Here is a 12,115-nt window from a genome sequence, read left to right as displayed (position 1 = left end):
TTTATTCACCATTTGATTTCAAATTATCAATCATATCAATGATAGTGTCAGTTTGGCGAATAAGATTATTAATTTCATCATTTACGGACGGAGCAATAAATCCATAATCCCCCAATTCTAATGGCTTTGCAACGGTTTTATCATCATCTTGATATTGAAAATCATAAACTGCTACTTTTTCTCCTGCAATGGTTTCATCTTGCCCTATATTAAACTCTTGTAAAATATCAGGATTATTTTCTGATAATTTATTGAGCATAATTAAATTATTCAGTTGCTGTAAAAAGGTATCACTATGTGTTGTAATCAGCATATGACAACCTTGATTTATCATTTTGACAATCAATTTTGCCATTTCTCGCTGTGCAGATAAATGCAAATGAGCTTCTGGCTCTTCAAAAATAACAAAAGAACCTTTTTTAATACTATTATTAAAAATAGATAAGACTGCTGTTTCTGTTACCAATGATGATGACGCAGATAAGGGTAATTCTTGATTTAAAGATTTTGGAATATATTTAAAGCGTTTGTCTTGGCGATTAACTTTAATTTCTCCATCAATTAAGCTGTTAAATCTTTGCTCCTCTTGGTAAATGGGTTCAAACTCTAATTTACCATATAGATTAGAAACAAAATTGTTAAGCGGTGCTGTTAAGTCATTGCTTTTTGGTGCGTGATTTTCTATACCAAAATAAGAATTTCTTTTCAGACTACTGTTAGCAAAATCGTGCAATCCAAACATTAAACCAGTTCTGGCTGCCGGAATATATAAAACTTCATTATAATTATCAAAGCTTTGTCCAAAAAAAGCATATTTTATAATGTTTTTCAATATTGCATTTATAATTTCATCAGAATGTATGTCATTTAAATCTATAATTCCATCACTAATCAGATTTAAAACCATGCTATTTTCATATAATTTTAAATTGTCCAAAAATAAATCAAATGTAAAGTAATGATAATGGATATGTTCTTTTAATGTATTATCAAAGTCATCTTGATAATACATGGGTTTATAAAAAACCTTTAGTTTAATATTTGCACAAATGTTGTTTAAATCATTTGTTGAATTAAAATTAGCTTCTTCAAAACCATTATGCTTAAAACAATCTCTCAGTAATTTGTTTTTGCTGATATGGTTATTTATATTATTAAAAATTATTTCAATATCTTCTTTTTTAATAATAAAATATTTTTTATAATCTAAAACGCCATCAAAGCCGTGTAAGAAATTACTTAAAATATTTTTATATTTATTATAAATGTTTTTTGGGATATAAGTTGAAATATTATCTGTAACATTTTCGATACTTTTAATATAACTAATATACGCCCACAAAGCACTTGCCACATAGGTTTTACCACTGCCATTCTTACCAATAAAAATGGTTAAAGGCTTTAAGTCAATATCAGCCTTGCTAACTTTGCCCAAGTTTTCAACAGTAAATTGCATAATGCACCTTGATTTGTGGAGTAAAATTGTGTGAACGGGTCAAAATGAACTATTCTACACTAAAACAGCAAAAAATGGTATTAGTTTGTTTTTTATCCAAAAAAAACTCCCCACCCCAACAAGCAGTATCTTTTATTAAAAAATTTACAAAACCCATTTTCAGGCAGCCTGAAAACCCACCTTTCCAAATCCAAAACCCATCTTCCCAATAATCGCCATTCAATTCCCAATTTCAAAATCTTATAATACGCCCATACATTTGAATTGGAGAACCCAAAATGAGCGATTATCTTGACAATTCAAACAAATGAAACTGGCGATGATGTTTGTTACAGGTTATGGCAACGAATCTTATGCGTGGCGACTTGCCGATAGCAACGAGCGCGCCTACACCGACATCAACAACTACATCAAACTGGCTCAAATTGCCGAACAAGGCAAAATCCACACCCTGTTTATTGCCGATACCCCTGCAATGGTTGGGGCGGGCGTGAGTGGCGATTTTGCCCGTAAATCGCCGATGTTTGTGTTGGAGCCGATGACCATTTTTTCCGCCATTGCCACACACACCCAAAAAATTGGCTTGGTGGCGACTTATTCCACGACCTACAACCTGCCCTATAATTTGGCACGCCAACTCAAAACGCTGGACATCATCAGTGGTGGGCGTATCGGTTGGAATGCCGTAACCACAGGCACAAGAGAAGTGGCGTACAATTTTGGCAATAAGCCCTTGCCCGACACCACCACGCGTTATGAGATGGCACACGAAATGGTGGAAGCGGTGCAAACGCTGTGGGGGACTTTTGGCGAAAATGCCTACATTACCGACAAAGTGTCAGGACAATTTGCCGATATGAGTCAAATCAAGCCTGCCAATTATCAAGGCAAGCATTATCAAGTCAAAGGGGCATTGCCGATTCCTGCCACACCACAAGGGCAACCGCCCGTTTTTTAGGCAGGCCCAAGCCCTGAGGGGGTGGCGTTGGCAGGACGCTTTGCCAGTGGCGTGTATGCCAATCCGTTTAGTATTGATGAGGCAAGAAGTTGCCGCAATGTGTTAAAACAAAGTGCCATTGCCCACGGCAGAAATCCTGATGAAATCAATATGTTTAGCGGATTTATGTTTACCATTGGCGACAGTTATGAAGAAGTACTCGCTCGCCGTATGCAGCTCCTTGATTTTATGGGTGATGAGGAATTTAATGGGCAAATTCGCTATTTATCAGCAATGATTGGGGTGGATTTGACAGGGCGAGATGTGAATGAACCATTGCCAGAATATCTACAAAATCAGGCAAGCCCACACCCCCACGACCCGCGTTCGCCAAGAGCGGTGGAGCTGATTCAGCGTGGAATGTCGCCCAAAGAAGTGCTGGCAAACGGCGTGATTAACTATCACCCTGTGGTGGTAGGTACGGCAAGCGATGTGGCGGATTTTATGGAAGAATGGTTTAAGGCTGGGGCAACGGACGGCTTTTCGCTTGCCCCTGACAGCCAAAAAGGGGTAAGCGATTTTGTGGAAAAAGTCGTGCCGATTTTGCAAGAGCGAGGCATTTATCATCTTGATTATGAAGGCAATACCTTGCGTGAGCATTTGGGCGTGGGTTATCAGTATGGGTTGAAATCATAAACATCAATAAAATCAGGCTGCCTGAATCCCCATTTTCGGTTTTCAGGCAGCCTGATTGCACTCAATCCATCACAATCAGAACTTCCAATTCACGCCCAACAATGCCGACTTTTTCTCGCCCGACTCATTGTTTTTCGCATAATCGGCTTTCAGTTGCACTTCCCAACTGCCTTTGCCCACGCTCACGCCCACTTGTCCTTTGACTTCGTTGGCGAATTTTTGCGTCAGCTCTTGACCGTTGATGGCAACTTTCGCGCTGCTGTTGTTGTGGCGATACGCCACCCCTGCGTGTGGGCGGATTTTCACGCCATTGGCGGTTTCCACCGTTTTGCCCACATTCACGCCTGCTTGATAGCTGGTAATGCCAATTTTGCCTTGTTGGACTTGAACTTGGCTACCGTCTTGTGCCTCAATCGCGTAATCCGCTTTGCCCAAGTGCTGATGGCGAACGCCCGTATGTGCTTGAATTTCCACACCGCCCACATTCCAATCTTGCGAAATGCCCACGCCCACGCTGCCCACATCGCGTTTGATGTCGGATTTTGGCGCAGAGACATGACGTGTCGTCAATTCCGATTTGGCTTGACCTGCCGATACATCCGCATTCACAGCAAAGCCGCTTTCGCCATGCCATTTGCCGTAAACCGTGCCTGTGGTGCTTTGACCTTTACCTTTGAAATCATCGGCATAGTTGGCATCGTAACGCAAATGATTGAGCGCGGCACCCACCGTCAGGCTGCCTGTACCGATTTCCACCGTTTTGTCTAAACCGATTTGCGTGAGTTTGCTGTCTTGCTCATAACCGCGATATTGGTCGGATTGATGTTGGGTTTTGCTGGTATCGGTTTGCGCCCAAGCACCCGAATTTTTGCCATTAAGGTGTTGTAAACGCTCATCAATTCGGCTGGCGATGTGTTGCTGTTGGTGTGCCGTTGCCGACACTTCCGACAAAGCCGCATTCGCATATTGGCTGATGATTTCAGACTGCTTTTTCTGCTTGGCGGCTTCGGCTTGCTGCTTGGCAATTTCGGCAGCGAGTACCGCTCTTTGGCGTTCCGCTTCCGCTTGGGCGGCAGCCAATTCCTGTTCTTTTTCTTGGATTTGCGCCAATGCCAAGTTGGTTTGAGCCTGCGCTTGTGCCAATTCGCCCGCTTGGGTTTGGGCTTGGTTCAAAGCCTGTTCCAATTGTTTGGCGATTTGGTCGCGTTCGTGTTCCAACTGTGCTGCTTGGGCGATTTTCTCTTGTACCAACTGTTCTGCTTGGGCAAGTGCTTGTTGTGCCTGTTGTTTTTCGCGTTCAGACTGGCTTTGTGCCGCAATCGCGTTCAACTTGGCTTGTTCGGCTGCTTGCTGTGCTTGTTCGGCAGCTTGTTGGGCGATTTGCGCTTGCTCGCGCAAAGTTTTCTCCTGATTGAGTTGCGCCTGAATTTGCGTGTTTTGCGCTTGCACTTGAGTCAATTGCGCCTGTTTTTGCGTCAAATCTTGTTGGGCAGCCTGAACCGCTTGGGCGGTTTCATTTGCCAAAGCCTGCGCTTTTGCCAACTCATTGCGGATTTGCGCGATGGTTTGCGCATCCGCTTGGGCGGCTGCCTGCAAACGCTGATTCCAAGCGTCCAATTCCGCCTGTGCCGTTTGCGCCTGTTTGAGTGCCAACTGTGCCACTTGCTGTGCGGCTTCGGCGATGGCTTGGGCTTTTTGGGCATTTTGCGCTTGCAATTGCGCGGCTTGCTTGGCGATTTCAGACTGTGCCGCAGCCGTGGCTTGACGCGCGGCTTCCACTTCGGCGCGTTTTTGCGCGGTTTGGGCTTGCTGGGCGGCTAAATCGGCTTGCAATTTGGCTTGTTCCGATTTTTGTTTCGCCAAATCAGATGCTTGTTTATCCGCTTGCGCTTGATTTAAGGCTGCCTGAATTTGCGTCAAAGCCTGCTCTGCGTCTGTTTTGGCTTTCTCCGCTTGTGCCAAAGAACTCAAAGCGGTATCGCGTTGGTTCTCCGCCAATTTTTGAGCAGATTCAGCCGCTTGCTGTGCGTTTTGGGCAGCCTGTAAAGCCTGTTCATGTTCACGAACTTTGGCATTGGCAGCGTCCAAAGCTTTTTGCGCGTCAGCAAGGGCTTGACCGCCAGTAGCTTGGGCGTTTTGCAGGGCTTTTTGGGCGTCTTCTTTGTCCTTTAAGGCTTGTGCCAATTCAGTTTGGGCTTTTGTTTTCTCGGTTTCTGCGACATCTTTTGCGGTCAAGGCTGCCTGTAACTGGTTTTCGGCATTTTGTCGTGCGGTTTCAGCCAATTCTTTGGCAGATTCAGCAGCCGATTTGGCGGCTTCGGCTGTTGCCAAATCGGTTTGTGCTTGATTTTTCGCGTCTTCTGCCAATTTGAGGGCATTTTGTGCGGCAACTTTTGCGGTTTCGGCTTGACGAGCCAATTCAGCTTGACGTTCGGCTTCTGCAATGGCGTTGGCTTTGTCTTCTTCGGCTTTTTGTTTCGCCAAATCAGATGCTTGTTTATCCACTTGCGCTTGCGTTAAGGCTGCCTGAATTTGTGTTACAGCCTGCTCTGCGTCCGTTTTGGCTTTTTCAGCTTGTGCCAGAGAAGTCAAAGCGGTATCACGTTGGTTTTCAGCGATTTTTTGAGCAGATTCAGCCGCTTGCTGTGCGGTTTGGGCAGCTTGTAAAGCTTGTTCTTTGTCTTGAACAAGTTGGTTTGCCTGTGCCAAATCGCTTTGCAATTTCGCCACATCTTGATTGCCACTGTCTTGTGCCAATTTCAACGCGTCTTCGGCGATTTTTTTGTCGCGAAGGGCGGTTGCCAATTCCGCTTGGGCCTTGGTTTTATCATTTTCAGCGACATCTTTTGCGGTTAAAGCCGCCTGTAACTGGTTTTCGGCATTTTGTCGTGCGGTTTCCGCCAATTCTTTGGCAGATTCAGCAGCCGTTTTGGCAGCTTCGGCTGTTGCCAAGTCGGTTTGTGCTTGATTTTTCGCGTCTTCTGCCAATTTGAGGGCGTTTTGTGCGGCAACTTTGGCGGTTTCCGCTTGACGAGCCAGTTCAGCTTGACGTTCGGCTTCTGCAATGGCGTTGGCTTTGTCTTCTTCGGCTTTTTGTTTTGCCAAATCAGATGCTTGTTTATCCGCTTGCGCTTGCGTTAAGGCTGCCTGAATTTGCGTCAAAGTCTGCTCTGCGTCCGTTTTGGCTTTTTCCGCTTGTGCCAGAGAAGTCAAAGCGGTATCGCGTTGGTTCTCTGCCAATTTTTGAGCAGATTCAGCCGCTTGCTGTGCGTTTTGGGCAGCCTGTAAAGCCTGTTCGTGTTCACGAACTTTGGCATTGGCAGCGTCCAAAGCCTTTTGAGCGTCAGCAAGGGCTTGACCACCGTCTGCTTGGGCGTTTTGCAGGGCTTTTTGAGCGTCTTCCTTGTCTTTTAAGGCTTGTGCCAATTCAGTTTGAGCTGTGTTTTTATCGGTTTGGGCTTTTGTCAAATCGGTTTGGGCTTGATTTTTCGCGTCTTCTGCCAATTTGAGGGCGTTTTGTGCGGCAACTTTGGCGGTTTCGGCTTGACGAGCCAGTTCAGCTTGACGTTCGGCTTCTGCAATGGCATTCGCTTTGTCTTCTTCAGCTTTTTGTTTTGCCAAATCAGATGCTTGCTTATCTTGTTCCGCTTTCGCTTTATCCGCTTGCGCTTGGGTTAAGGTTGCCTGAATTTGCGTTACAGCTTGTTCTGCGTCCGTTTTGGCTTTCTCTGCTTGTGCCAGAGAAGTCAAAGCGGTATCACGTTGATTCTCTGCCAATTTTTGAGCGGATTCAGCCGCTTGCTGGGCATTTTGGGCTGCCTGTAAAGCCTGTTCCTTATCTTGAACAAGTTGATTGGCTTGTGCCAAATCGCTTTGCAATTTCGCCACGTCTTGATTGCCACTGTCTTGTGCCAATTTCAAAGCGTCTTCGGCGATTTTTTTGTCGCGCAGAGCGGTTGCCAATTCAGTTTGGGCTTTGGTTTTCTCGGTTTCTGCGACATCTTTTGCGGTTAAAGCTGCCTGTAACTGGTTTTCAGCATTTTGTCGTGCGGTTTCCGCCAATTCTTTGGCAGATTCAGCAGCCGTTTTGGCGGCTTCGGCTGTTGCCAAATCGGTTTGCGCTTGATTTTTCGCGTCTTCTGCCAATTTGAGGGCATTTTGTGCGGCAACTTTTGCGGTTTCGGCTTGACGTGCCAATTCAGCTTGACGTTCGGCTTCTGCAATGGCGTTGGCTTTGTCTTCTTCGGCTTTTTGTTTTGCCAAGTCGGAGGCTTGCTTGTCTTGCTCTGCTTTCGCTTTATCTGCTTTTGCTTGGGTTAAGGCTGCCTGAATTTGCGTCAAAGTTTGCTCTGCGTCCGTTTTGGCTTTCTCCGCTTGTGCCAAAGAACTCAAAGCGGTATCGCGTTGGTTCTCCGCCAATTTTTGAGCGGATTCAGCCGCTTGCTGTGCGTTTTGGGCTACCTGTAAAGCCTGTTCTTTGTCTTGAACAAGTTGGTTGGCTTGCGCCAAATCGCTTTGCAATTTCGCCACATCTTGATTGCCGCTGTCTTGTACCAATTTCAAAGCGTCTTCGGCGATTTTTTTGTCGCGCAGGGCGGTTGCCAATTCCGCTTGGGCTTTGGTTTTCTCGGTTTCTGCGACATCTTTTGCGGTCAAGGCTGCCTGTAATTGGTTTTCGGCATTTTGTCGTGCGGTTTCCGCCAATTCTTTGGCAGATTCAGCAGCCGATTTGGCAGCTTCGGCTTTTGTCAAGTCGGCTTGCGCTTGATTTTTCGCGTCTTCTGCCAATTTAAGGGTGTTTTGTGCGGCAACTTTGGCGGTTTCGGCTTGACGAGCCAGTTCAGCTTGACGTTCGGCTTCTGCAATGGCGTTGGCTTTGTCTTCTTCGGCTTTTAATTTATCTGCCTGTGCTTGTTTTGCCAATTCGGCTTGTTTTTTCGCCTCATCTTCTGCCAATTTCTGTGCATTTTGGGCATCTTGCAAGGCTTGGGCTTGATTGGCTTGAATGCGTTGCAAATCTTGTTGAATTTTTTCGGCATTTTGGCGTGCCAATTCCGCCTCTTGCTGTTTTTGCTCGGCATTGGCTTTATCGGCATGGGCTTGGCTTAACTGAACCTGTGCTTGGTTAAGTTGTTGTGTCAGCGATTGTGTGTTCTGCTCGGCTTGTGTGGCTTTGGCGTTGGCTTCGTCTTTCAAACGATTGGCAAGCAGCAAATCCGCATTGGCTTGATTAAGCTGTTGTTCTGCCTGAATTTTTAAAGTTTCAGCGTGGTTTTGAGCCTGTTTTGCCAAATCTTCGGCAATCAGGGCATCAGTCAAGGCTTTTTGTTTGTCGCTTAACTGTTGATTGAGCAAATCCAAACGCTCACGCAATTTGGTCATATCTTGCTGTTGGGCGGTTTGTGTGTCGTTTAATTGCCCAAGTTGTTGTTCCAAATCTTGTTTTTGGCGATTGATGTTGGCTAACTCGGTTTGAACTTGTTGTTTTTCGCTTTCGGCTTGCTTTTGTGCGTCTAGGGCATTTTGCAAGGCGGTTTGGGCTTGGGTGCGAGCCGTATCAGCTTGATTTTTATCATCAATGGCTTTTTGCAAATCGCTTTGAGCCTGATTTTTGGCTTGTTCGGCTTGATTTTTGTCAAGCATTGCCTGTGTTAATTGATTTTCAAGTTCTTTTTTGGTGTCCAAGGCTGCCTGTAAATTTTGCTGTGCCAAGGCTTTTTCGCCATCAGCTTGATTTTTCGCCGTTTGTGCATCGCTTAATTGCTGACGAATGTTTGCCAATTCATTTTCGGCTTTTTCTTTGTCGGCACGGGCTTGCTGTGCCAATTTTTTGGCATCATCGGCTTGTTGTTGCAAGATTGCCAAATCGTTGGCATTCGCCCCTATGTTGGCTTGTAATTGTTTTAATGCCTCTTCGGCTTGCTTGCGGGCTTCTATGGCGTCCAATAAATCCTGTTTGGCTTTTTGGGCACCGGCTTCGGCTTTTTTGGCATCAGCCTCTTTTTTGGCTTGGATTTCGCCCGATTTTTTTTCATTAAACAAATAATAGCGATGTGTGGGGTCATTTTTTAAGGTATAACGCCACGCACCAGCGTCCACAAAGCCATTTTTTAATTGAAAATCAACATCTTCTTGGCGTTGTCCACCGTGTTTTAATGCCACCAAATCCAGCTCGGCAACCTGTGCCTCCGCCCCTGTGTTTTGCACCGACAAGGTGTGCGAACCTGTGGCATAGCCGTGTACCGTCAAGGTGTCGGCTTTGCCTTGTGCCAAATCGGTCAAATGATTAAATTGGATGTTGCCAGATAAATCACCATTTAAAATCAGTTGTTTAAATTCACTTGGCGTGCTGGGTGTTGGGCTGGCATTGAGCGTAATTTGGCTGCCTGATTTGCCGTCCAAATGCCCAATTTGCGTGCTGTTTGGCATTTGCCAATGGCTGTTTTCGTGCAAGACCATTTGACTTTTTCGGCTGCCTGAAACGCTGACCGTCAAAGGCGTTTGCGTATTATTCAAATGCAATTGGCTTTGGTCGTGCAAAACAATGCCTGTGGGTATGTCAGCGTTGTTTTTTAAGGTAATTTTGGCTTGTTGATGGGCATTCATCGCCCCCAAAATTTGGGCATTATGCACACTGGCGTGGGCGTTGTCGGTTACTTTCACATCGCCAGCCACTTTCAATTTCACCTGATTGACCTCGGCAACCGCCGACTTATCACAATACACTTTTCCAGTATAATCAGAACGATAGCAATTTTCCGTTTCGCCACTCACCGCTCCCAATTGCATCACCGCATTTTGGCTAGCCAGCACATTACCCGACATTTGGGCAACATTGCGACTGGTGGCAAGCGTGGCATTGTTTTTAATTTCAAAAGTTTTGGCGGTAAATTGGCGATTTATCCATTCATCGTCCAATACAACATCTTGTTTTTGCTGATGATTATAAGCGTGTGGCACAGGCGTTCCAGACAGCAACACCTTGCCATTTTCCACACTCACATTGCCATTTAAATGCACATCGCCCGACAACACAAACACGCCCGTATCGTGGTTGGGACGGTACACAAAATCCATTTCGCCATTGGTAAGCTGTGGATTTTGTGTGGTATTTTCGCCAAGCTGCCCCTGATAAATGTGATTGGCAAGATTGGCACGGCGTTTGTTTTCGCGTTCCGTATAGATTCTAATCGCCTCATCACGGTTGCCTGCAATAAATTCCCACGCCCCCGTGCTTGCCCCCTTACTATTGGGCAAAAATGCAGACGGCACCGCCCCTTCTTTCAACAAATAATAATCAATATGCCCATCTGGATAAGTGTTTTTGTACAAACCAATCGGCTGATGAGTTGGGCTGCGATTGGTTTCAAACACCACTTGGCTTGGGTCGGTAATCATCGGCAAAGTCAGCGAAGGGGTCAGCAACACAGTCGCTTTTTGATTGGCATTGTGATTGACGATTTTACCGCCAGCGTCCACATTTCTGATTTGATTAAAATGAATGTCGTTGCCATTCAAATCCAATCGCCCACCACGGTAGCCAAACACGATTTTGTCGGGATTGACTTGCTGACTGTCGCCCAGCACCACCGTACCACGACCACTGGTAATATGCACTTGATTAAATGCCTGTTTTTTGCCCGATGAATCCGCCTTTTGATTGAGCAACACCGTGCCATCGCCCACACTGATGTCGCCCAAATTTTCGCCAGAACCCGACACATTAAGCGTCCCTTGCCCAATTTTGGACAAACGGTCGCCTTGTGGATTATGCACTTGCCAATCCACCGTTTTATCTTGGGCAACATTCACGCCAGCCCCCAGCCAAGTGGCATTGTGGCGTGAACCGATGACCGTCATATTATTGTGAAAATGCAACGCCCCAGCCCCTTGATGAATGTCGCCACCCAAACGCAAAGTTGCCGATTCGCCTGTAAAATGAATGCTTTGTCCGTGATTTAAATCAGGGTGAGAACGCACATCATTGGGATTGGCTAAACTTTCATCACGCAAATTGACCGTTTGACGCAAAGCATTATCGTGTGGACTGGTAATGGTGGAAGTTTTGCCATTGGCAAGCCAGTTAATGCGTGCATCTTTGACTTTATTGTCAATGGTGATGTGGTCTTCTTTGATTTTTTCATCAATAAAATCATTTTGATGTAACACCACCCAGTTGCCATTGGCACGGTTGCCAGCACGATGAACGGCAATGGCAACCCATTGTTGTTGTTCGGCATCGTAAGCCAAAACTGGCGAACCGCTATCGCCCCCCACCGTAATGGTTGGCAAAGGTCCATAACTGCTGGTATTGACCGCATCTTGGCGATTGGGTGAACCGATGTGCAGCACGCCATTGTTTTGCACATTGATGCCATTCATAATGTTGCCGCCAATCAAATAGGTGTAAGGGTCTGCCAAATGCGTGTCATCGCCTTCGCTGGGGCGAAGCCAATGTGCACCTGCCCCGTTGCGAACAATATGCGGAAAGCGTTTGCGGTCTTGCAACACTTTCCAATCATCAACACGCAACACGGGAATGGTGGCGGTTTCGGTAACCAATTTGTGCAAACGGGGAATGTGGTAATCGTCTCGGTCGGTTTCTTTGCCGTTGTCGCCACTGGCGGGTTTGTTGTTTCTGTCCACCAGCAAATAATTGAAATTGGCTTCTGGGTGGCGATTGAGCTGGGTTTCGCCAAATTGTACCGATGTGTAACCTGAATTGTGTTTGACGCTGGCAATGTATTGTGGGTCTATCAAATGTGCCACGCCGTTGTTGCTGGAAGTCATTGACCAATCGGGCATAGGAGTGCCATCAGCAAACAATGTGCCACGAGAAACGCCTTTTTTATCAATCACTTCAATATTGCTTGCTCCCACCGCAAATTTGCCTTTGTTTTCGGCAAAATCCCTAAAATATTGGTAATCTATGGTGTCGGTTACGGTGGCGGCATAGGTATCTAGGGCAATCAGGCTGATTGCGCTGGTTAAGAGGGTTTTTTTAAAATGAAATGACATAATCAATA

General features: G+C 45.8%; 2 protein-coding genes and 1 pseudogene. 1 reads left to right on the top strand and 2 read right to left on the bottom strand.

The window, feature by feature from the left end:
- Position 1: 1 nt before the first annotated feature.
- Positions 2–1,456 carry an AAA family ATPase gene (locus tag H3L97_RS10980; protein WP_097114854.1) on the bottom strand — a complete coding sequence of 485 codons (1,455 nt, stop codon included), beginning with the start codon at positions 1,454–1,456 and terminating at the stop codon, positions 2–4.
- Positions 1,457–1,763: 307 nt separating this feature from the next.
- Here H3L97_RS10980 and H3L97_RS11960 point away from each other — a divergent pair.
- A pseudogene (locus H3L97_RS11960) lies at positions 1,764–3,089 on the top strand (NtaA/DmoA family FMN-dependent monooxygenase).
- 75 nt (positions 3,090–3,164) lie between these two features.
- On the opposite strand, the gene H3L97_RS10970 reads toward H3L97_RS11960, so the two are convergent.
- Positions 3,165–12,107, bottom strand: a complete 8,943-nt coding sequence (locus H3L97_RS10970) for a S6 family peptidase (RefSeq protein WP_182073074.1) — start codon at positions 12,105–12,107, stop codon at positions 3,165–3,167.
- Positions 12,108–12,115: the final 8 nt, after the last annotated feature.

The sequence above is a fragment of the Alysiella filiformis genome (genome assembly GCF_014054525.1).
In the GTDB taxonomy this organism is placed as follows: Bacteria; Pseudomonadota; Gammaproteobacteria; order Burkholderiales; family Neisseriaceae; genus Simonsiella; species Simonsiella filiformis.
Note: the sequence above shows the minus strand (reverse complement) of the source record. Positions and strands in the feature narration are given on the sequence as shown.

What these genes read in the sequence shown, in the direction of transcription:
- H3L97_RS10980 (WP_097114854.1), bottom strand. Translation starts at nt 1,456, where the DNA reads ATGCAATTTACTGTTGAAAACTTGGGCAAAGTTAGCAAGGCTGATATT.
- H3L97_RS10970 (WP_182073074.1), bottom strand. Translation starts at nt 12,107, where the DNA reads ATGTCATTTCATTTTAAAAAAACCCTCTTAACCAGCGCAATCAGCCTG.